The organism is Streptomyces sp. NBC_01775, assembly GCF_035917675.1.
In the GTDB taxonomy this organism is placed as follows: Bacteria; Actinomycetota; Actinomycetes; order Streptomycetales; family Streptomycetaceae; genus Streptomyces.
In genome coordinates, this window is record NZ_CP109104.1 from 1,538,348 (window position 1) to 1,558,246 (window position 19,899).

Annotated in this window: 18 protein-coding genes; 6 read left to right on the forward strand and 12 right to left on the reverse strand. The window is 74.4% G+C overall.

The features are described 5' to 3' along the window. Window positions 1-72: 72 nt before the first annotated feature. The 4 genes from OHB04_RS07105 to OHB04_RS07120 form a co-directional block, all read right to left on the reverse strand. Window positions 73-1,020, reverse strand: coding sequence for an SDR family NAD(P)-dependent oxidoreductase (locus tag OHB04_RS07105; protein ID WP_326807054.1), 948 nt, complete (start codon window positions 1,018-1,020; stop codon window positions 73-75). Continuing rightward, entirely contained in the window at window positions 1,020-2,351 is a 1,332-nt protein-coding gene (locus OHB04_RS07110; protein WP_326686841.1) for an MFS transporter, read from the reverse strand. The genes OHB04_RS07105 and OHB04_RS07110 overlap by 1 nt, the downstream gene beginning before the upstream one ends. Next, window positions 2,348-3,298 carry a polysaccharide deacetylase family protein gene (locus OHB04_RS07115; protein ID WP_326807055.1) on the reverse strand — a complete coding sequence of 317 codons (951 nt, stop codon included), beginning with the start codon at window positions 3,296-3,298 and terminating at the stop codon, window positions 2,348-2,350. The genes OHB04_RS07110 and OHB04_RS07115 overlap by 4 nt, the downstream gene beginning before the upstream one ends. 87 nt (window positions 3,299-3,385) lie before the next feature. After that, complete coding sequence (locus OHB04_RS07120) at window positions 3,386-4,366, reverse strand: Lrp/AsnC family transcriptional regulator (RefSeq protein WP_326809410.1); 981 nt, start codon at window positions 4,364-4,366, stop codon at window positions 3,386-3,388. A gap of 467 nt (window positions 4,367-4,833) precedes the next feature. Between OHB04_RS07120 and OHB04_RS07125 the strand changes: the two genes are divergently transcribed. From OHB04_RS07125 to OHB04_RS07140, 4 genes are read left to right on the forward strand one after another with little or no spacing between them, the layout of a single operon-like run. Next, the gene (locus OHB04_RS07125) at window positions 4,834-6,036 is read left to right on the forward strand and encodes a polyprenyl synthetase family protein (protein ID WP_326686843.1); all 1,203 of its coding nucleotides are present in this window, start codon (window positions 4,834-4,836) and stop codon (window positions 6,034-6,036) included. Further along, window positions 6,033-6,848 (forward strand): methyltransferase domain-containing protein, encoded by an 816-nt coding sequence (locus tag OHB04_RS07130; RefSeq protein ID WP_326807056.1) that lies wholly within the window; start codon window positions 6,033-6,035, stop codon window positions 6,846-6,848. Before OHB04_RS07125 ends, OHB04_RS07130 begins: the two co-directional genes overlap by 4 nt. Beyond that, window positions 6,845-8,110 (forward strand): 4-hydroxybenzoate 3-monooxygenase, encoded by a 1,266-nt coding sequence (locus OHB04_RS07135; RefSeq protein ID WP_326686845.1) that lies wholly within the window; start codon window positions 6,845-6,847, stop codon window positions 8,108-8,110. The genes OHB04_RS07130 and OHB04_RS07135 overlap by 4 nt, the downstream gene beginning before the upstream one ends. After that, window positions 8,107-9,021, forward strand: coding sequence for a UbiA family prenyltransferase (locus OHB04_RS07140; protein WP_326686846.1), 915 nt, complete (start codon window positions 8,107-8,109; stop codon window positions 9,019-9,021). Before OHB04_RS07135 ends, OHB04_RS07140 begins: the two co-directional genes overlap by 4 nt. Before the next feature lie 45 nt (window positions 9,022-9,066). Here OHB04_RS07140 and OHB04_RS07145 read toward each other — a convergent pair whose 3' ends face one another. Together OHB04_RS07145 and OHB04_RS07150 are read right to left on the reverse strand one after the other, a co-directional pair. Beyond that, entirely contained in the window at window positions 9,067-10,032 is a 966-nt protein-coding gene (locus tag OHB04_RS07145; RefSeq protein ID WP_326692623.1) for a hypothetical protein, read from the reverse strand. A 77-nt stretch (window positions 10,033-10,109) separates the two neighbouring features. Beyond that, window positions 10,110-10,715: a PadR family transcriptional regulator gene (locus OHB04_RS07150; RefSeq protein WP_326686847.1), complete on the reverse strand. Its 606-nt coding sequence runs from the start codon at window positions 10,713-10,715 to the stop codon at window positions 10,110-10,112. Between the two features lie 212 nt (window positions 10,716-10,927). Here OHB04_RS07150 and OHB04_RS07155 point away from each other — a divergent pair, with 212 nt between their 5' ends. Then, window positions 10,928-12,601, forward strand: a complete 1,674-nt coding sequence (locus tag OHB04_RS07155; RefSeq protein WP_442814787.1) for an IclR family transcriptional regulator domain-containing protein — start codon at window positions 10,928-10,930, stop codon at window positions 12,599-12,601. A gap of 69 nt (window positions 12,602-12,670) precedes the next feature. On the opposite strand, the gene OHB04_RS07160 is transcribed toward OHB04_RS07155, so the two are convergent. The 6 genes from OHB04_RS07160 to OHB04_RS07185 form a co-directional block, all read right to left on the reverse strand. Continuing rightward, a complete protein-coding gene (locus tag OHB04_RS07160) occupies window positions 12,671-14,473 on the reverse strand; it encodes an alpha/beta fold hydrolase (RefSeq protein ID WP_326807058.1) in 1,803 nt (600 codons plus the stop codon). Next, window positions 14,470-15,948 carry a 3-carboxy-cis,cis-muconate cycloisomerase gene (gene pcaB, locus OHB04_RS07165; protein ID WP_442814788.1) on the reverse strand — a complete coding sequence of 493 codons (1,479 nt, stop codon included), beginning with the start codon at window positions 15,946-15,948 and terminating at the stop codon, window positions 14,470-14,472. The genes OHB04_RS07160 and pcaB overlap by 4 nt, the downstream gene beginning before the upstream one ends. Next, the gene (gene pcaG / locus OHB04_RS07170) at window positions 15,935-16,570 is read right to left on the reverse strand and encodes a protocatechuate 3,4-dioxygenase subunit alpha (protein WP_326686851.1); all 636 of its coding nucleotides are present in this window, start codon (window positions 16,568-16,570) and stop codon (window positions 15,935-15,937) included. The genes pcaB and pcaG overlap by 14 nt, the downstream gene beginning before the upstream one ends. After that, on the reverse strand, window positions 16,567-17,367 hold the full coding sequence (pcaH, locus tag OHB04_RS07175) for a protocatechuate 3,4-dioxygenase subunit beta (protein WP_326686852.1): 801 nt from the start codon (window positions 17,365-17,367) through the stop codon (window positions 16,567-16,569). The genes pcaG and pcaH overlap by 4 nt, the downstream gene beginning before the upstream one ends. A 648-nt stretch (window positions 17,368-18,015) precedes the next feature. Further along, window positions 18,016-18,504: a DUF2000 domain-containing protein gene (locus tag OHB04_RS07180; RefSeq protein ID WP_326807059.1), complete on the reverse strand. Its 489-nt coding sequence runs from the start codon at window positions 18,502-18,504 to the stop codon at window positions 18,016-18,018. Between the two features lie 38 nt (window positions 18,505-18,542). Next, complete coding sequence (locus OHB04_RS07185) at window positions 18,543-18,860, reverse strand: EamA family transporter (RefSeq protein WP_326686854.1); 318 nt, start codon at window positions 18,858-18,860, stop codon at window positions 18,543-18,545. 73 nt (window positions 18,861-18,933) lie between these two features. Here OHB04_RS07185 and OHB04_RS07190 point away from each other — a divergent pair, with 73 nt between their 5' ends. Beyond that, window positions 18,934-19,428 carry an Lrp/AsnC family transcriptional regulator gene (locus OHB04_RS07190; protein ID WP_326686855.1) on the forward strand — a complete coding sequence of 165 codons (495 nt, stop codon included), beginning with the start codon at window positions 18,934-18,936 and terminating at the stop codon, window positions 19,426-19,428. Window positions 19,429-19,899: the final 471 nt, after the last annotated feature.

Sequence of the window (19,899 nt, forward strand, 5' to 3'; positions counted from 1 at the left end):
CGTACCGACCGGTCGTCATGTGTGGAGGGCGTGCCGACCGGTCGTCGTGCGCGAAGGGGCAGGTCGGCGAGATCAGCCCCGCGCGTGGGTACCGCCGGAGGGCGAGGGGACGGGGTCATCCGCCGCCTTTGGCGGCCACAGCCTCGGCAGGTGGCTCGCGCCGGTGCTGGAGCCGCCGTCGACGCGCAGGACCTCGCCGGTGATCCACGCGGCGTCGGGCCCCGCGATCCAGCGGACGGCGCGCGCGATGTCGGCGGGGGTGCCGGGGCGGCCCAGCGGGTTGGCGGAGACGGCCGCGGCGTATTCCGGCGCGACGGGGTTGACGTCGCTGTCGACGGGGACGAAGCCGGGGCTGACGGCGTTGACGCGGATGCCGTGCGGGCCGAGTTCGAGGGCCGCCGCACGGGTGGCCGTCTCCAGCGCGGCCTTGGTCGCGGCGTACGGCCCGCCGCCGGGGCGGGCCCGCAGCGCGGCACCCGAGGAGATGTTGACGACCGAGGCGCCGCGCCCCGACGCGACGGCCCGGCGGGCGAGTTCGGCCGTGGCGAGCACGGGGGCGCGGGTGTTGAGCGCGAAGAGCCGGTCCCAGCCGTCGGCGGTGACCTCCAGCATGTCGATCGAGGGGTAGGCCCCGGCCGCGTTGACCAGGATGTCGACCGGGCCGTGGGCCTCCCAGGCGCGGGCGACGGCGGTGGCCGGGCCCTCGGCGCCGGCCAGGTCCACGGTGTCGGCGGCGGTGACGACGCCCCCTTCCACCGGGCGGCCCCCTTCCCCCGGGCGGCCCGCCTCCACCGAGCCCGTCTCCCCCAGTTCGCGTGCCGTCCGCGTCAGCCGTTCGCCGTCCAGGTCCACCAGCGACAGCACCCCGCCGCCCGGCCCCTCCTGGGCGAGGGCGCGCGCGAACTCCTCGGCCACGGCCCTGCCGATGCCGCGTGCCGCACCGGTGACCAGGACGTGCGGCGCCCCCGCCGCTGCCCTCTCCTGTCCGGCTGTGTCCTTCGCCGTTCCGGATGGCGCCATCAGTCGAACTCCTTGTCCTTGGTCTCGGGCATCGTCAGATAGACCACGAGCGAGATCAGCGAGGCGACCGAGACGTACAGCCACAGCCAGTCGCGGAGTCCGGCCTCGTTGAGCCAGGTGGTGAGGTAGGGCGCGGTGCCGCCGAAGAGGGCGACGGCCAGCGCGTAGGGCAGGGCGATGCCGGTGGCGCGCACCTCGGGCGGGAACTGCTCGGCCATGATGACCGCGCAGTTCGCTGAGTATCCGAGGATCAGCAGCATGCCGACGAGCTGGACGAGGAAGACGCTGAGGAAGCTGTCGCCCATCAGGTGCAGCAGCGGCCACGACAGCAGGACGAAGCCGCCGGCGAAGACCGCCATGGTCGGCTTGCGCCCCACCCGGTCCGAGAGCCGCCCCGCGAAGGGCAGCAGCACCACGAAGACGATCAGACACAGGGTCTGCGACAGCAGCGCCTGGTTGAGGGGGATGCCGGTGGCGAGGTTGGCGTAGGTGGGCAGGTAGTTGACCCAGATGTAGTAGGTCAGCGTCCCCGCGACGGTGATGCCCGCGACGCGCAGCGCCGCCGCCGGGTGCTCGGTGAACATCGCCTTGAGGGGGTTGGACCGGGACCGGCCCTGGCCGTGCGCCTTGGTGAAGGACTCGGTGTCCTCGACGGAGACCCGCAGCCACAGGCCGAGCAGCCCCAGCAGCCCGCCGACGACGAACGCGGCCCGCCAGCCCCAGGTGTGCAGCGCCTCGTCCCCCAGCAGCGAGGTGACGAGGGTGCCCAGCAGCGAGGCGATGAGCACCCCGCCACCGACCGAGACCTGCTGCCAGGACCCGGCGAAGGCGCGCCCGCCGGGGGCCGCCGACTCCACCAGGAAGGCCGAGGAGGAGCCGAACTCGCCGCCCGCCGAGAAGCCCTGCACCAGCCGGGCCAGCAGCAGGACGACCGGCGCCGCGATGCCGATCGTCTCGTAGCCGGGGGTGAGGGCGATGACGAAGGAGGCGCCCGCCATCAGCGCGATGGTCAGCGTGAGGCCCTTCTTGCGGCCGTGCCGGTCGGCGTAGGCGCCGAGGAAGGCGGCGCCGACCGGGCGCATCACGAAGCCGACGGCGAAGACCGCGAGGGTGGCCAGCAGGGCGACGGCACCCTCGGACTTCGCGAAGAAGACATCCGCGATGATCTTGGCAAAGATCGAGTAGAGCGCCCAGTCGACCCACTCGACGGTGTTGCCGATGGTCCCGGCGACGATCGCCTTGCGCTGGGACTTGGTGAGCTTGGGCGCCGGGCCGGTGGCGGCGGGCACCGCCGAGGGGGTGCCAGGTGTGTCAGGTATGCCGGATTTCATCGTCCGTCCTCCCCCGGGGTGCCGGTGAGCTGTGCGCGTGCGGCCTCCGCGAGCTGTGCGTGGGTGGCCCACCAGACGTCGGGGTGGCCGCCGATGTGGTCCAGCAGCTCCCGCAGGACCACCATCCGGGAGCGGTGCCCGATCACATGCGGGTGCAGGGTGAGCTGGAAGACGCCGCCGGTCCGGTACGCCTCGTCGAATTCGTCGCGCCAGATCTCCAGCACGTCGCGGGGCCGGGTGTGGGGGCGCACGGAGCCGTAACGGTCCATGGTGAAGTACGGCGCGTCGTCGCGGATCCAGTCGACGGGTATCTCGACCAGCCCGGTCCGGCCGCCTTCGGCCAGCACCTCGTAGGGCTCGTCGTCGGCCATCAGCGAGGAGTCGTAGGCGAAGCCGAGGTCGAGGACCGTGCCGAGGGTGGAGTCGGAGAAGTCCCACGAGGGGGTGCGGATCCCGGTGGGCCGGGTGCCGGTGAGGTCGGTGAGGGTGTCCAGGGCGCGGCGTATCAGGTCGCGCTCGTCCTCGGCGGCCAGCAGGGTGTTGCGCTCGTGGATCCAGCCGTGCACCGCGACCTCGTGACCGTCCTCGGCGTAGCCGCGTGCCTCGTCGGGGTGGAGCAGGGCCGAGACCGCCGGCATGAAGAAGGTCGCAGGGACGCCGCGCCGCCGCAGCAGTTCCCGGATCCGTACGGCGCCGACCCGCGCGCCGTACTCGCCCTGCGCGAGCCTGCCGGGGCTGGTCTCCCCGTCGCGCAGCGGGATGGTCTCGTGGTCGGAGTCGAAGGACAGCGCGACGGCGGCACGCGCGCCGCCGGGCCAGCGGGCCGGGGTGAGCGCGCGCCCGGCGCGTACGGCCTCGACGTGCCCGCGCCACACGGACTCGGGCCACTGCCAGGAGGGGGAGGGCGGCGGCGCGGACACGGGGGTACCGGGATCGGATGTCGGCATGGGACCTCTCCGGAGGAAGGAGGGAGGAAGGGGAGAAAGAGGAGGGGAGCGGGGAACGAGGCAGAGCCGAAGGAGGGGACGAAAGGGTCAGACGAACTGGTCCAGGCGCGTCCACGCGCCCTTGAGGGTGACCAGGTGGAGGGTGATGTCGGAGGCGACGAGACCGGGGAGGGCCCCGATGACGTCGTCGGTGTAGCGGAACAGGTCGGTGCGGCGCGGCAGCACCATGTGCCCGACCAGGTTGAAGCGGCCGGTGGCGGCGGCCAGGAACTTCGTCCCCGGATGCTCGGCCAGCTGCCGTCCGGCCGCCTCCAGACGGCCGGGCTCGATCGACAGCCAGAGCATGAACTCCGCCTCGTAGCCCAGCAGCGCCGGCTCGACCAGGGTGCGGAAGTGCAACATGCCCCGCGCGACCATCCGGTCCAGCGCGCGGGCGACACTGGACTCGCCGCGCCCGAGCGTCCTGGCGAGGGTGCTGACGGGCAGCCGTCCGTCCTTGGCGAGTTCGCCGACGACGGCGCTCTCCAGCTCGGTCAGCGGCGTCGGCGCCTGGTCCCAGCCGGCCCGCTCGTAGGGCAGGGTGCGCCCGGGGCGCAGGTCGGCCACGGCCTCCGGCGGGAGCAGGCCGGTGTCCCACAGCGCCGCCGAGGTGAAGGTGCGGATCACCGCGACATGTTCCGTGCTGGTGATCAGGTGCGCGCCCGGCAGATCGGTGTAGAGCAGGCGCAGCAGTTCCTCGTTGTCGTGGGCGACGAAGTCGACGATCAGGTCGGCCGTGCCCGTGACGAGGGCGAGGAAGCGGACCTCCGGGCGCTCGGCCAGCAGCTCCGCCAGCTCCAGGCCCTTGCCGGGCCTGGCCTGCACCCGTACGAGCATGGAGGAGCCCGAGCCCGTACGGTCCAGCTCGACGGCGCCGACCACGTGCAGCAGCCGACGCTCGCGCAGGGAGTTGAACCGGCGCTGTGCCGTCGATTCGCTCGTCCCCGCCCAGCGGGCGATACCGCTCCACGGCGCACGGCCGTTGAGCTGGACCGCCGCGATGATGCGGCGATCCAGCGCATCGATCATCTCGGCACTCGCTCGCGGGATCATGGCCGAGACGGTAGGCAGCGCGTCACACAGCCGTCAATGCCGGAATCCCGCAGATCGAGGTAATGGACTCGTGAAATCCCGCGCGTGAAGGGGATTGGCAGGGGATTTCCCCCATGTCGTGCGCGGGGTCGGCCGGAGTCCGGCCGTGCGGGATCCCGTCGCGGCGGGGTACGGAAAAGACCGGCGGGGTGCGGAGGCGGGAAGACGGGGCGGGGGTGGAGACGGGGCGGGGGTGGAGACGGGGCGGGCCGGGCATCTGGCGGAGCCCGTCGCCAAGAGCACCGGCACCGGCAGCACTCTGAAGAGCTAACGCTCAGCGCGCCTGCCGCCGGGCCGCGGGGCCGCCGGTCGATGCTGCTCGACGTGTCTGTCCGCACCCGCGCGCGAGTCGCGTGAGTGGTGCGGCACCTGCCACGCGTCTCTCCGGAAGGCGGTTCATTGCGATGCGGCTCACCCGTGCGGGAGGACCTGAGCCCCCGCTTGCCGAGTTGCGAGACGCCGTCGAGGAGGGGGTCGAGCGCTGGCTGGCCGCCTCCGGCGACGTGCGGCTGGAGGACGTGCACCGCTGGGCGCTGCTGCCCTCGGGCAAGCTGCTGCGCCCGCTGCTGCTGCTGACGTCCACGGGGGTGGTGGGCGGACGGTACGAGCAGGTGCTGCCGGTCGCCGTGGGGGTCGAACTCGCCCACGTGGCCAGCCTGGTGCACGACGACATCATCGACAACGACGACCTGCGGCGCGGGCGCGCCTCCGTGCGGCACCGCTTCGGCACGGCCCACGCGATCCTGGGCGCCGACTCCCTGTTCTTCGCCCTCTTCCAGCAACTCGGCGAGTGCCGCCGCCGGGGCGTGCCGAACCGGGCCGTCGTGGAGGTCATGGAGCTGCTGGCGCGGGCGGGCCGCGAGGCGGCGTCCGGCGTCGTACTGGAGATGGCCCTCAGCGGCCGGCCCGCCACCCCCACGGCAGCGGACGGGAACGACGGCCAGGCCCCGGGCAGGGGCGACGGCCAGGTCGCGGGCGCGGACGACGGACAGGCCGCGGGCGGGGACGGGGACGGCCAGGTCGCGGCCTATGTGGAGATGGTGCGGCTCAAGAGCGCCTCGCTCCTGCGCGCCGCCTGCCACGCCGGCGCCGTCCTCGGCGGCGCCACCCGGGCGCAGGCCGAGGTGCTGAGCCAGTACGGCCAGGCGCTGGGCATCGCCTTCCAGATCCGCGACGACCTGCTGCCCTACCGGCGCGGCCCGCGGCAGACCGACAAGCCGCCCGAGAGCGACCTGCGCAACCAGCGGCCCGCGCTGCCCCTGCTGCTCGCCCACCGCATGGGCACCCCCGCGGACCGTACGCTGCTGGCCGCGCTGGCGGACGAGTACGACGGGGCGGCGGAGGGCGAGGCGGGCGAAGAGCGCGCGCGGCACGAGCGCGTGCGCAGGCTCGTGGAGGAGACCGGCGCGCTCCAGGAGGCGCACCGCATGGCCCAGGAGCACGTGGACGCGTGCCATCGCGCGCTGGCCGCGCTTCCCTCCGGCCGGGACCGCGACCTGCTGGCCTCGCTCGCCGAACAGCTCGCGGCCGAGGGCGACGCCGGGAGTGACATGGGCTCTTCTCCGGCGGCGCGGACCGGTGTCCGCGCGAAGACCCCGCTGTCATGACGTACGACATGCCCCGGGGCGGGCCCGAAGCTCCTTGGTGGGACCGGAAGTTCGAGACCGGCAGGGCCGAGTACATCGACCGCCCGGACAGCGGCGAGAAGTGCCGCCGGGCGCTGCACGGCCTCGACCGCCTCCAGCGCCTGACGCTGGGCTACCGCACCGTCGCCCGGCACGCGCTCGCGCAGCTCGACGGGGTGAGCGCCCCGCGCGTCCTGGAGCTGGGCGCCGGGTACGGCCGGCTCGCGCAGCGGCTCCTCGCCCGCCACCCGACGGTGCGGATCACGGTGAGCGACGTCAATCCGCGCGTGGTCGAGGAGCTCGGCGCCGGGTCTCTCGGGCGGCACCCCCGGGTGACGACGGCGGTGCTGGACGCGACGGCCCTCGACGCGCCGGACGGCGCCTGGGACCTGGCGGTGTGCTCCACCACGGCGCACCACCTGCCGCCGGCGGGGGTGGCCGCGCTGCTGCGGGAGGGCACCCGGGTCGCCGGACGGCTGCTGATCGTCGACGGCTGGCGCTCTCCCCTGCTGCTCGCCGCCGCACCCCTGATGTTCCTCACCGGCGGCTGGGCCCACGCGCACGACGGCGTCATCAGCCTGCGCAAGGTCTACGGCCCCGCCGCGCTGCACGCGCTGGCCGAACGGTGCGGCGCGCCGGTGCGGCTGTGCACGCGCTTCGTCCCGCCTGGCTACCTCGTCGCCGTGGCGACCCGCCCGGCAGCGCGGCGGCCCGGAGCCGTTGAGCGTCACACGCCGGAAGGGACCCCGCGGGCCGGGCGGCCGACGGGACCACGGACAGGAGCGGAACGATGAGCGGGGCACGGCGCCGGGTGCGCACTCAGGTGGGGATCGTCGGCGCGGGTCCCGCCGGGCTGGTGCTCGCCAACGTCCTGCTGGCCGCCGGGATCGACACCCACCTCGTTGAGGGCCGCTCGCGCGCGGAGGTCGAACAGCGGGCGCGCGCTGGGCTGTTGGAACATCAGGTGGTGGAGTACCTGCGTGCCCAGGGGCTCGCGGACCGCCTCACGGCCGAGGGCACGCGGCACGGCTGGTGCGACTTCCTGTGCCTGGGTGAGCGGCTGCGGCTCGACTACGCGGCGCGCACGGGCGGCGCCCGGCACTGGGTCTACCCGCAGCAGTTCCTCGTACGGGACCTGATCGCGCGGCTGGAGGAGGCCGGGCACCCCCCTTCCTTCGCCCGGCCCGCCACGGCCGTCCACGCCACCCCGGACCGCGCCCGCGCGCGGGTCGAGTGCGCGGAGCTGACCGTCGAGTGCGACTACGTGGTGGGGTGCGACGGCAGGCACGGGATCAGCCGCGCCGCCCTGCCCGGGGGGCTGCGCGGCGAGCTGACCCACCGCTACCCCTACGACTGGCTCACGCTGCTGACCGAGGTCGACCGGCCGGTCGAGGGCGTGCTGTACGCCGTGCACGAGGACGGGTTCGCCGGGGTGGTGCCGCGCACCGGCGGGCTCGCCCGGGTCTACCTCCAGGTCCCGGCCGGTGACGAGGCGGCCAGGTGGCCCGAGGCGCGGGTACGTGAGCGGCTGCGCTCGCGGCTGGCCGGCGCGGCGGACGCGCTGCCGCACATCGGCCGGGTGACCGATTCCGGGGTGCTGCGCATGCGCGGCGCCGTCGGCCGGCACCTCCAGCACGGACGGCTGTTCCTCGCGGGCGACGCGGCGCACCTGCTGACGCCCTCGGGCGCGAAGGGCATGAACCTCGCCGTCGCCGACGCCGCCGACCTCGCCCAGGCGCTCGTCCGCCGCTGCCGCGACGGCGACGCGGCGGAACTGGAGACGTACACGCGGCGGCGGCTGGAGCACGCGTGGCGTATCCAGGAGTTCTCCGACCGGCTGTTGCGGCTGCTGCATCTGTCCGCGTCGGAGGTGAGCGGCGCCCCGTTCACGCTGCGTCTGAAACGGGAGCGGATCCAGCGCCTGGTCGAGCCGGGGCCGGTGGGAGCGGCCTTCGCGCAGGAGTACGTGGGCTCCGGCACCGCGGTCCCGGGCCCGGCGGCATCTGTCTCCCCTTCGTCTGTCTCCCCTTCGTCCCTGGTGGAGGCGGTCCGGTGACGACGGCGGTCGAGCAGGTCAAGGCGCTGTACGGGCTCTCGCGGGGTACGCAGGCCGCGTTGAGCGTGGCCCAGCCGCTGGTCGGGATGCTGCTCGCGGACACCGAGCCCGCGCCGGGGCGGCTGGCGGCGGCCGTGGTGGGGGCCTTCGCGGGCTTCTTCGCTGTCTTCGCGGCCAACGACCTGCTGGACGCGCGCCTGGATCGCCGCCGCCCGGCAAGGGCGGACGGTCCCGGGGCGCCCGACCTGGACGGCGCCGGGGCCCGGCATCCGCTGGCCGAGGAGCGGCTCTCGTTCGCGGTGGCCCTGGCGTGGGTGCTGGGGCTGAGCGCGGTGGCCCTGGTGGTGGCCGCCGCGCTGAGCTGGGTGTGCGTGGTGCTGTTCGTCGCGGCGGCGCTGCTGGAGGCCGTCTACTGCCGGCTGGCGACGGTCACCGCGTACAAGTGCGTGCTGAGCGGGGTGATGGTCGCGGTGGGGGCCTCGGCGGGCTGGTTCGCGTTCACCGACCGCGTCGACCCGCTGCGGCTGGGCCTGTTCGCGCTGTGGCTGGCCGCCTGGGAGGTCGGCGGGCGCAACATTCCCAACGACCTGGCCGACCTCGCCGAGGACGCCCCGATGGGCATCCGGACCGTGCCGGTCGTCCACGGGCCCCGGCGGAGTGCGGTGCTGGCCTTCGCCCTCCTCGTCGTCGCGGCGCTGGCCGGCTACGCGCTGGCCGTGGTCGCGGTCGGGTCCTTCGGCACGCCAGGGCTGGTGGGCACGCTGCTGGCGGGGGCCTTCACCCTTGTCCTGCCGGGGCTGCGCCTGCTGCGCGCCCCGGATTCCGGCCACGCCCTGTCCCTGTTCAACCGGGCCAGCTTCCACCCTGTCTGCGTCCTCGTCGCCTTCACCGCGGCCCTCGCCCTGAGCTGACGTACCGTCACCCCGTCGCGGAGGGCCGCGGCCCGCGTTCCCTCGTCAGGCGCCGAAGCGCTCGACCAGCTTCTTCATGGTGTCGAAGGCGGGCTTGGGAGCGTAGTCATCGGTGGTGAGCCCGAACTGGTGGAACAGGCCCGGCTTCGCGCTGTCGGCGTCCCGCAGCGCGAAGTGCGTGTAACCGCTCAGGTGGAGCTGCTTCGAGTGGGCGGCGATCACCTCTGTCACGGTCTCGACGACGTCGGCCTGCCGCTGCGGGGGCCGGTCGGGTCCGGTGGGCCAGCCGTGCTCGGTGATGTGCAGCGGCAGGTGCCCCAGCCCGGCGGGTGCCAGCACCGAGTCGCGGTGATGGCGCAGCAGTCCCTCGACGGCGGACGCGAGCTCGGACGCGGCGACGGGCTGGAAGACGTCGGGGAAGAAGTCCAGACCCACGTAGTCCAGATCGGCGATGAAGTCCTTCCCGCCGAGTTCGGTCAGGCCGGTGACGAAGGAAGCGGCCGGTCCGAAGAGGGGCGTGGTGTTGAACCCCACCCGCAGGTGGGTGTGCCCGAGTTCGCGTGCGCGCGCCTTGGCGACGGGCACCCCGCGGACGATCGCCTCGCGCACCTGCGGGTAATAGCCGTCCAGCACCGGGTTCGTCGTGAGGTTGGGCTCTTCCGTCACTTGCAGCGTGCTGGTGATCGCGCCGTACTGCTCGACCAGTTCGCGCAGGAAGTCGCAGTAGCCGTCGACGTTCCCGGCGGTCGATTGGTACTGCGCCACCAGGTCCAGGCGGCGCTCCCCTACGGCGTACTGGGCCGCGTCGGCCGGTGTCGCGGTCGCGTGGGGGTCACCGAGGCGGGTGGCGTCGTCGAAGCCTGTGTAGGCGCGCACCAGGAACGGGCGATCCGGCCGGCCCTGGAGGCGGTCGAGCGCGCCCGACACGAGTGCCGGGTCGTCGGGCGGGCCGTCGGTCAGGCCCCCGGCGTCATCACCGGTGATTCCGCCCGGGTAGATCCCGAAGAGCATGCCGTCATGCGCTGTCAGCGTCACGCGTTCGTTTCCTCTCGGTTCGGCGTTCGAGTTGGGTCGGCGTTCGGGTCGGGTCAGCGTTCCGGGGAGTGCGGGGAAGTGGTCGCCGCGTCGGCGGGCCATGTCAGCGAGCCGGTGCGGATGTCGTCGATGACCGAGTCGATCCATGCCGTCTCGGAGCGAGCGAGGCACAGCGCGTACTCGGCTTCGATGACGTGCAGGCGGGGCACGCCGGCCGCCAGGGCGTCCGCGAGGTGTCCCTCATCGGCTGCCGTGCGCTCCTGGAGGCGCCGGGCACGCTCGGTCAGGGCCTCCACCGCGCCGCTCGGCCCGAGGGCGCCGAGATAGGTGACGGCGCCCAGGAACTGTGAGAACTCCCGCTCCGGATTGCGGATCTGGGAATCCAGCCGCCGTACGAGTTCGCCGTGACCCGCCGGGGTGAGGGCGTAGACGGTCCTCTCCGGACGGTTTCCCGAGCGCTGCCGGCCTTGCGAGGCGAGCCATCCCGCTTCGGCCAGAGCGGCAACGGTGTTGTAGAGCGTGCCCCGGGTGATCGCGGCTGCGTGGTTGTCGCTGCGCTTCCGCAGTTCGGCAAGCATCTGGTGCGGGTGCGAGGGCTGTTCCAGCAGGAGGCCCAGCACTGCCAGAACGATCGGGTTGTCGAGAGCGCGACGTGGCATAGTCGAACTCTATCAGTCTAAATAAACTATGAGCTCGGCGCCGGACGGTTCGGCGTGAGGCCGGGGCCGGGGCCGGGGCCGGGGCCGGAGCCGGGGCCGGAGCTCGGGCCGGGCGGGGTGACGCCGCTGGGGCTGACGTACGCCGTAGGGTCTGTCTCCGGCCACGGCCCCGGCATTGAGTACGGTGGCCCCAGATCCGTCACGGGGAGCCCATGCCACCGATGCCACCGACCCGCGCCGGCACGCCCCCCGCCGAGGCTGTGGCGCCCCTGATGCGCGGGCTGAGCGTGCTGCGCCAACTCACCGACGCGCGGGGCACGCTGAGCCCCAGCGAGCTGGAGCGCGCCACCGGCCTGGCCCGCTCCACCGTCGACCGGGTGACCGCCACCCTGGCGCGCATGGGATACGTACGGCACGACGGGCGGACCGTCTCGCTGGCGCCCCGCCTGATGGAGGTGGGCAACGCCTACCTCGCGGCGCTCCGGCTGCCCGCGCTGCTCGGCGAGCGGGCGGACGCGCTGGCCGACACGCTCGATGAATCGGTGTCCCTGGCCGTGCCGGACGGCGACGGCATCCGCTTCGTCCACCAGGCGACCCGGCGCCGGGCCATGTCGCTGAGCTTCCGCATCGGCGACCCGCTGCCCGCCGAACGCACCGCCGCGGGGCTGGTGTTCGCCGCCGGGTGGGACGAGACGGAGTGGCGGCGGTGGCGCGAGCGGCGGGCCGCCGACCCGGAGGACCGGGGCTTCCCCGCCGTACCGCCGCGCGAGCGCCCGGCGGACGGCTCCGCGCGCGAACTGCGCGCGCTGGCCCGCGAGGTGGGCGAGCGGGGCTGGGCGCTGGACGATCAGCGCATCGAGCCGGGTCTGGTCGCGCTGGCCGTCCCGGTGCGCGCGCCGGACGGCGAGGTGACCTGCGCCGTGAGCGTCGTCAGCCACACCAGCCGGCACAGCGCGGCCTCGCTGCGGCGGACCGTACTGCCCCGGCTGCGCAAGGCCGCCGACGCGATGGAGCGGGCGCTGCGCGAGGCTCCGCCCCCCGAGGCGCCGCCCGCCGCTGCCGCCCGGCTGGCGGCGTGGACGGGGGCCTCCAAGCTGGAGCTGGGCCGGGAGTTCGTGGAGTCGCTGGCCCGGGGGCTGACCGTGCTCACCGCTTTCGGCGAGGAGCGTGGCACGCTGTCGCTGAGCGGGGTCGCCGAGGCCACGGGACTGTCCAGGGCGACGGCGCGACGCGCCCTCATCACCCTGGAACACCTCGGCTATCTCACCGCGTCCGAGCGGGCCTTCCGGCTCACCCCGCGCGTGCTCGCTCTCGGCTTTCCCGTGCTGTCGCGGCTGACGCTGCCGCAGATCGCGGCGCCGCACCTGACCTCGCTCGCCGAACGCGTCCACGACTCGGCGTCGATGGCGGTCCTCGCGGGTGACGACGTCCAGTACACGGCGCGCGTGGCCACCGGCCGCGTCATGAGCGTCGACGTCACCCTCGGCACCCGCTTCCCCGCCTACGCCACCTCGCTGGGCCGCGTCATGCTGGCCGGCCTGCCGCCCGGGGAGCGCGAAGGGCGGCTCGCGGACGCGGATCCGCGCGCCCTCACCCCGCACACGGTCACCGCGCCCGCCCGGCTGGCCCGGCTGCTGGACCGGGTGGCGGAGGACGGGTACGCGCTCGTCGACGAGGAGCTGGAAGACGGGCTGCGCTCGCTCGCGGTCCCGGTGCGCGAGCGGGGCGGGCGGGTCGTCGCGGCGGTCAACGTCGCCATGCACACCAGCCGCCGCACCCTGGAGGAGTGCGCCGGCGAGGTGCTCCCCGCGCTACGGGCAGCCGCGACGGCCATCGAGGCCGACCTCCACATCGCGGGCCGCTTCGCGCGCGTCCCGGCGGTCTGAGGTGCCACCGCTTCGCGCTGACCGCCCGGCGCCGGTGAGCCACCGTCAGGAAGGGCCGGTGAGCCAACGTCAGGAAGGGCCGGTGAGCCACCGGGTCAGGAAGGTGAGATAGCCGGGCGCCAACCGGGTGCCGCTGTCCGTCCGGACGCGGTGGTCGGCGCCGGGGAACACCCGCGCGGTCAGCGTCGCGGCGGGATGGCGGCCGGGAGCGCAGGCCGTGGTGGTGAACAGCTGGACGCTCTCGGCGACGGGGACCAGCGGGTCGGCGCCGCCGAACAGCGCCAGGTGCGGACAGCGCAGACGCAGGGTGTCCGGAAGGGGGTCGTGGTCCTGCTTGCGGCCGAGGAACCGCCACATGCGCTCGTCCATCCCGGCCCAGTGGCCGTCCAGTGCGGGAGGCATCCCGGCGGACTCCACGAGCCGGGCCGCCTCGGCGAAACCGGCGCCACGCCGGGCCGCTTCGCAGACGCGGTCGTAGAGGGCGAGGGTCTCGTCCACGACCTGTTCGCTCGCCGCCGCATCCCGCAGGACGGTGGCCAGCGCGTGCCGTTCCTGGAGCGCGGGGGTCGTCCCCGGGCAGCTGTTGGTGACCACCCACGGCAGGTCGTCGCGGGCGGCAGCGGCGCGCAGAACGAGCCAGCCGCCCTCGCTGTGGCCGAACAGCCCCACCGCGTCGGCCCGCACCCCGGGCCGCGTGCGGAGGAAGCCCAGTGCGGCAGCGGCGTCGGCGGCCAGGTCGTCCATCGACGCCTCGCGCCAGTCGCCGGACGACCCGCCGACGCCGCGCTTGTCGTACGACAGCACGGCGAACCCCGCGTCCACCAGGTGGCGGCGGATCGGGGGGAAGTACGCGTCGTTGTGCCGGTCGCTCGGCCCTGACCCCCCGACCATCACCACGCCCGGGACCCCCGGCCCGTCCCGCTCGGGCACCGCCAGCGACCCCGTCAACACCCCGGCGCCGCCCGGGAACGAGACCTCGTACGGTTCCGGATCACTCGGCATCGGCCCAGTCTCGCAAAAGTCCGCCCGCGCGTGTTCGGGCGGGACGGCGGCCGGGGCGTCGGACACGCCCGTGTGCGGAGCCTCCGTCGGCGCCAAGTGCCCGCGCAGGGCGGCGAGTACGTGGCCCGGGCGCTCGACGTTCGCCAGGTGCGCGGCGCCCGGCACCTCGGTGAGCCCGGCGCCGGGGATGCCGTCGGCCAGCTCCCTCGCGTGGGCGACGGGCGTCGCGGGGTCCTCGCGGCCCGCGACGACGAGCGTGGGCACGGTGACGCGCGACAGTTCGGCACGCAGGTCGAAGGCGGCCAGCGCCTCGCACAGCCGGGCGTAGGCCGCCGGGTCGGCGGCGCGCGTGTCGGCGACCAGCGCTCGCGCGGCCTCGTCCACGGCGAAGTCCGGGGTGAACCAGCGGCCCGCCGCGCTGTCGGCCACCGCCCCCGTGCCCTCGGCCCGGACGAGCGCGGCGCGCTCGTGCCAGCCCTCTGGCGGCCCGAAGTGCGCCGAGGTGCACAGCAGCGCGAGGGAGTCGAGCCGCTCCGGGTGGTGGACGGCGAGCCAGGTGCCCACGGCGCCGCCCAGCGAGATGCCCGCGTAGGCGAACCGTTCCAGACCCAGCGCGTCCGCCAGGGCGAGCACGCCCTCGCCCAGCCACGCGACGCTCACCCCGTCCGCCGGCGTCTCGGGGGCCGCTCCCCCATGCCCCGGCAGCTCCCACCGCACCACGCGACGGTCCCGCGCCAGCCCGGCGGCCTGCGGCTCCCACACCCGCGAGGGGGTCCCCAACGAGGGCCCGAGCACCAGGGCGGGTGCCTCCCGGGGTCCCTCGGCGCGATGCCGGGGCAGCCACCGCTTCCTGGCGCTGTCGATCGTCAACGCTCCCCCCGCACAGCTCGCGACCGGCGCAGCGCACGGTCCGTCAGAGCGGGGGCGGCGCCCGTGCAGGCGGCCGGATCGGTCAGCCGGGTCAGCTCGGCGTCGCTCAACACGCCCGCCGACGCGGGTTCTTCGCGCAGGGCCGCGCTCAGCTCCAGGCCCTCCTCCGCTACGCGACGCGAGGCGCGGGTGAGGGCCTCACGGGCTGTGGCGCGGTCCGTGAGCGCGGAGAGGGCGGCGGCCAGGCGTTCGGTGGTGATCAGGCCACCGGTCGCGTCCAGGTTGCGGCGCATACGGGCGGGGTGGACCCGCAGCCCCTCGGCGAGGTCGGCCGCGGTCGCCGCGGCGCCGCCGGACAGGCGCAGCGCCTCGCGCAGCGGCTGCCATTCGGCGTGCCACGCACCGGGCGGGCGTTCGTCCTCGGCGACGAGCGCCCCGTACAGCACCCCGGCGAGCGCCGGGACCTGGCGGGCCGCCGAGGCGATCAGCGTGGCGCGGACGGGGTTGGCCTTGTGCGGCATCGCGGACGAGGGCCCGCCGCCGGACTCGCTCACCTCGCCGGTCTCCGTACGGGAGAGGACGAGCACGTCGGCGGCGAGTTTCCCCAGCGCCCCCGCCGTGAAGGCGAGCGCGCCCGCGAGGTCCGCGACGGGGGTGCGCAGAGTGTGCCAGGGCAACGCCGGCTCGGCGAGCCCGGTCTCGGCGGCGTACGCGGCCGGCAGCCGCAGCTCCGCGCCCCGCCCCGCGGCTCCCGCCCCGCCCGGCCCGGCGAACGCCGCGAACGCAGCCAGCGTTCCGGCCGCGCCGCCCAGTTGGACGGGCAGGGCCGCGCGCGCGGCGTCGAGCCGCTCGGCCGCGTCCAGCACCAGTGCGCGCCAGCCCGCGGCCTTGAGTCCGAAGGTGGTGGGGACGGCGTGCTGGGTCAGCGTCCGGCCCGGCATCGGGGTGTCGCGGTGCGCCGCCGCGAGGCGGGCGAGCGCGTCGGCGGTGCGGTCCAGGTCCGCCAGCACCGGCCGCAGGGCGCGCGAGGCCACCAGCATGGTGGCGGTGTCGAGGATGTCCTGGCTGGTGGCACCCCGGTGAACGAAGGCCGCCGCGTCCTGGTCGCGGGCCGCTACCGCCGCGGTGAGGTCGGCGACCAGCGGAATGACCGGGTTGCCGCCCGCGCGGGCGCGGGCGGCCAGGTCGCGCGCCGGGTACGCCACGTACACAGCCGTGTCGGAGGCGACATCCGCGAGCACCTCGGCGGCGGCGGAGGGGGCGAGTCCGGTCGCGGCCTGGGCGCGGGCCAGCGCCACTTCGGCGTCGAGCAGCGCCCGGACGTACGCGGTGTCCCCCGTCGCCGCCTCGACGGCCGACCCCACTCGCACGGGCGACAGCAGCCCGAGGTCGGCGGCGGGGTCGAGGCCGGCGGCCGGGTCGAGGCCCGGGGCGGGGTCGAGACCGGCGGGGTCCGGAGGTTCAGTCGAAGGCAAGGAAGACCGTCTCCTCGTGCACGCCGTCGTCCTGGAGCCGGATGTCGAAGCGGCGGACGGGCGGACCATGCGGGGCGGGGGCCGCAGCCGGGGTCGTCAGCAGCGTGGCGCGCCGCCTCGGCTCCAGCGAGGCGAGCAGCGGCTCGGTCTCGGGGTCGGTCAGCTCCGGGAGGTAGGCGCGGGTGTGGAGGTGGTGCAGCAGCCCGCGCGCGAAGACGATCAGGGCGAGGTACGGAGCTCCGCCGGGCGGCAGCGTCCGCACGCTGTAGTGGCCGTCGGCGTCGGTGGGGACGCGGCCGAAGCCGGTGAAGCGCACGCTGTCGCGGCCGACGGTCTCGCCCGTGACCGGATTACGGCGCAACGAGCCGGGCGCCCCGGCGCGGGAGCCGTCGGGTCCCGGCTGCCAGACCTCCACGAGCGCGTCGGGGACCGGCTCCCCGGCCCCGTCGGTGACCCGGCCGTGCAGGGTGAACGCCTCGGGGTGTCCGGGCGGCGCGAGGTCGCCGCCGCCGGTGAAGGGGAGCGCGTAGCCGTAGAACGGGCCGACCGTCTGGGAGGGGGTGGGAGACAGCTGCCCGGTCGCCGCGGACGTGGGGTCAACTGTCGGCGCGGGCCTGCTCATCGTCGCTCCTCTTCGGGCATGGGCCGGCTCTCCTCGGTCCAGGTCGCGGACGGGCCGTCGAGGACGATGTCCCAGCGGTATCCGAGCGACCACTCGGGGGTGGACAGGCTGTGGTCGTAGGCCGCCACGAGGCGCTCGCGGCCCGCTCCGTCGGTGACGGACTGGAGGATGGGGTCGTAGGGGAAGAGTGGATCGCCGGGGAAGTACATCTGGGTGATGAGCCGCTGGGCGAAGGCGTTGCCGAACAGCGAGAAGTGGATGTGCGCCGGGCGCCACGCGTTGGTGTGGTTGCGCCAGGGATAGGCGCCGGGCCTGATGGTCGTGAACCGGTAGCTCCCCTGATCATCCGTCAGGCAGCGGCCGGCGCCGGTGAAGTGGGGGTCGAGCGGCGCGGGGTGCTGGTCTCGCTGGTGCGCGTAGCGTCCCGAGGCGTTGGCCTGCCATATCTCCACCAGCTGGCCCCGCACCGGCCGCCCGGCCCGGTCGAGGACCCGGCCCGTGACGGTGATGCGCTCCCCGAGCGGCTCCCCGAGGTGCTGCCGGGTCAAGTCGCTGTCCAGCGCGGTGACATCGGTGACACCGAAGACGGGCCCGGTCAGCTCGACGGCCTCCGGGTCGCCGCCCGCCGGGACCAGGGGCCGCTTGGGGTGGCGCAGCGCGCTGCTGCGGTAGGGGGCGTAGGAGCGGGCGGGGTGGTGGCTCGTGGGGCCGCCGTCCGCGACGGCGCGTGCGTACGCGTCGCGCGCGGCGGCGATCTCGGCGCTGACGCCGTCCTGGGTGAGTGGGGTGGTGGTCATACAGTGCCCGCCTCTCCTGCCTCGCCTGCGCTGTCTGCCTCGCCTGGGCCGCCGGCATCGCGTGCCTGGCCCGAGCCGCCCGTGCCGGTCGGCCGCGCCGCCCCCGTCATCGCCCCGGCGGCAACACTCCGCTGTTCGCCTGGTGAAATTAATTTCACGCGTTCAACGGGAGTCTGTGTCGCGATCCATGACCGTGTCAACGAGTCGCGTCACCGCCACTGCGGCCGGGCTGGACCTGCGCCTCTCGGCGTTCGTCGGGCCGGATCACGTCCGCCAGGTACGAGACGGGCTCGACCAGGTCGGTCTTCGAGCACTCGTGCCACCCGGTCAGATCGCGCAGTTCGCCGCGGTGCCGCTTCGCGGCGCGGGAGGTGAAGTCATGGAACCCCAGCTCGGACGCCCGAGCCTACGGCCCCGTCAGGGCCTGGGCAGCGGCAGGCCTGGCGGCTGCGGGTACCGCGGGTGCGCGTCGGGCACTGCGCACGGGACGAGGAAGCGCAGGTGGAACGCCTCCTTTGTGGCATGCAGCCGCAGCCGTACGGCGGGCTGTTCCCAGTCGGGTCCGTCGCCGGCCGGCCGCGGACGGCCCGGGAGTGAGCAAGCGCAGCGGCTCTCCAGCGCGGTGGCGGAATTCGCGTCGCTCCTGGCTCAGGGCATGAGGGGAAGCTTGCCAATGATCTTGTCGACCCGGTTGCGCGGGCCGACGATGCTGACCGCGCAGTACTCGATGTCTTCGGTCTGGGTCTTGCCCACGACCGCGATGAAGTCGCTGTAGACGCGGGTGCTCTGGGCGGCGGCGGGCACGTCGGCCACGAAGGTGTCGGTGCGGGATGCCGCCTTGGCACGGATGGCACGCAGCGTGGCGGAGTCGGCGACGAGCACCGAGCAGCCCGTCCAGGGCAGGCCCGGGTGCACTACGCCTTCCGCGTCGGCGGCGTTGGTGCCCAGCAGGCCGGGGACCGAGGTCACGGTGGGGGCCGCGGCGCAGACGGCGGCGTTGGCGGCCCGGCCAGGCGGAAGGCCGGAGTCGACGACCACGACCCACTTCAGCCGGGCCTGGCGGGTGGACAGGGAGTAGTCCATTTCCTCGGGCGCGAAGCCGACCGCCGTCGTCTCGGGAGCGTTCACCACAGACATGTGATCCTCTTTGCTCGTTCGTCCAGGTAGGGAAAAGGCTAGGCAGACGTGCGGAACTGCGACGCCGGTTGTGAACTTCGTTCGCCGGATGCGAGAGGTTCGAGGGTTTCGGCGGACGTGATGCGCCTGTCGCGGGAAATCCCCGGCATCCGTGCGGAGCGGAAGAACCGGGGCGGCAGGCAGATGGTGAACATCCCCAGGATCAGCCCGCCCACGACCAGCCGCCAGCCCCCCAGGGCCGTCGGCGTCATGGGGCTGGACGCCAGCACCTGAGCGGGGCCGACCGTGCCCCACAGCACGGCCGCGCCAAGCACCAGCCCCGCACCGAGCAACGGGCCGTTCGTTCGTGTATCCATAGCCAGCGACACTGAGTAAAATCCCAAGCAACGCAGCCAGTAGCCGCACTTCGTACGCCGTAGGGACGATTTCATGGAACTTGATGCGCTGGACCTGGCCCTGCTGCGGGAGCTACAGAACGATGCACGGCAGACCAACCGCGACCTCGCAGCCAAGACCGGGGTCTCCCCTTCCACGTCGCTAGAGCGGGTACGGCTGCTGCGCGAGCGCGGCGTGATCACCGGCTACCACGCCGCCCTGGACCTCGACGCGGCCGGCCGGCCCGTCCAGGCACTCATCTCGGTGCGCATCCGGCCCCCGGCCCGCGCCGTCATCGAGGGGTTCCGGGAATGGGCCGCACGCCTGCCAGAGGTGATCGGCCTGTTCGTCACCTCCGGCACGCACGACTTCCTCCTGCACATCGCCGTCGCCGACGTCGACGGCGTGTACGCCTTCGTCATCGACCGCCTCACCGAACGCAGAGAAGTCGCCGACGTGCAGACCACCATGGCCTACGAGCACGTCCAGTCCCGCCGCATCGAGCCGGCCGGCCCCGATCGACCCCGCTTCTCACGCAGAGCCCGCTGACGCGCCCTCCGGGCCAATGGGACGAATCTGTCACCCCGCAGCTGTCCGCGCACGCGCGCACCCCCGGCTACCACCCCTTCGGCCTGCCGGAGCTGCGCGCCACCGCCGCCGAACGGTTCACCCGGCGGGGCCTGGCCACCGTGCCCGAGCAGATCCTGGTGACCTCCGGCGCGCAGCACACGCTCTCGCTCATCCTGGGGCTGCTGTGCCGCCCCGGCGACCGCGTCATGACCGAGAACCCGTCCTGCCCGACGCGCTGGAGGCCCTGCGCCGTGCGCGGTCGCGCACCGTGTCCGTGCCCGTGACGGACGCCGGCTGGGACATCGGGATCATCGAGTCCACCCTGCGCCGGACGGTGCCTCAACTGGCCTTCCTGATACCCGACTTCCACAACCCGACCGGCTGCCTCATGCCGCAGCGCGAGCGGGCCCGTGTCCGTCCGACATGGGCGGCTCGGTCCTGGACCAGCTC

Coding starts and splice junctions, on each gene's coding strand:
- OHB04_RS07105 (WP_326807054.1), bottom strand. CDS start 1,020: ATGGCGCCATCCGGAACGGCGAAGGACACAGCCGGACAGGAGAGGGCA.
- OHB04_RS07110 (WP_326686841.1), bottom strand. CDS start 2,351: ATGAAATCCGGCATACCTGACACACCTGGCACCCCCTCGGCGGTGCCC.
- OHB04_RS07115 (WP_326807055.1), bottom strand. CDS start 3,298: ATGCCGACATCCGATCCCGGTACCCCCGTGTCCGCGCCGCCGCCCTCC.
- OHB04_RS07120 (WP_326809410.1), bottom strand. CDS start 4,366: ATGATCGATGCGCTGGATCGCCGCATCATCGCGGCGGTCCAGCTCAAC.
- OHB04_RS07125 (WP_326686843.1), top strand. CDS start 4,834: ATGCGGCTCACCCGTGCGGGAGGACCTGAGCCCCCGCTTGCCGAGTTG.
- OHB04_RS07130 (WP_326807056.1), top strand. CDS start 6,033: ATGACGTACGACATGCCCCGGGGCGGGCCCGAAGCTCCTTGGTGGGAC.
- OHB04_RS07135 (WP_326686845.1), top strand. CDS start 6,845: ATGAGCGGGGCACGGCGCCGGGTGCGCACTCAGGTGGGGATCGTCGGC.
- OHB04_RS07145 (WP_326692623.1), bottom strand. CDS start 10,032: ATGCTCTTCGGGATCTACCCGGGCGGAATCACCGGTGATGACGCCGGG.
- OHB04_RS07150 (WP_326686847.1), bottom strand. CDS start 10,715: ATGCCACGTCGCGCTCTCGACAACCCGATCGTTCTGGCAGTGCTGGGC.
- OHB04_RS07155 (WP_442814787.1), top strand. CDS start 10,928: ATGCCACCGATGCCACCGACCCGCGCCGGCACGCCCCCCGCCGAGGCT.
- pcaG (WP_326686851.1), bottom strand. CDS start 16,570: ATGAGCAGGCCCGCGCCGACAGTTGACCCCACGTCCGCGGCGACCGGG.
- pcaH (WP_326686852.1), bottom strand. CDS start 17,367: ATGACCACCACCCCACTCACCCAGGACGGCGTCAGCGCCGAGATCGCC.
- OHB04_RS07180 (WP_326807059.1), bottom strand. CDS start 18,504: ATGTCTGTGGTGAACGCTCCCGAGACGACGGCGGTCGGCTTCGCGCCC.
- OHB04_RS07185 (WP_326686854.1), bottom strand. CDS start 18,860: ATGGATACACGAACGAACGGCCCGTTGCTCGGTGCGGGGCTGGTGCTT.
- OHB04_RS07190 (WP_326686855.1), top strand. CDS start 18,934: ATGGAACTTGATGCGCTGGACCTGGCCCTGCTGCGGGAGCTACAGAAC.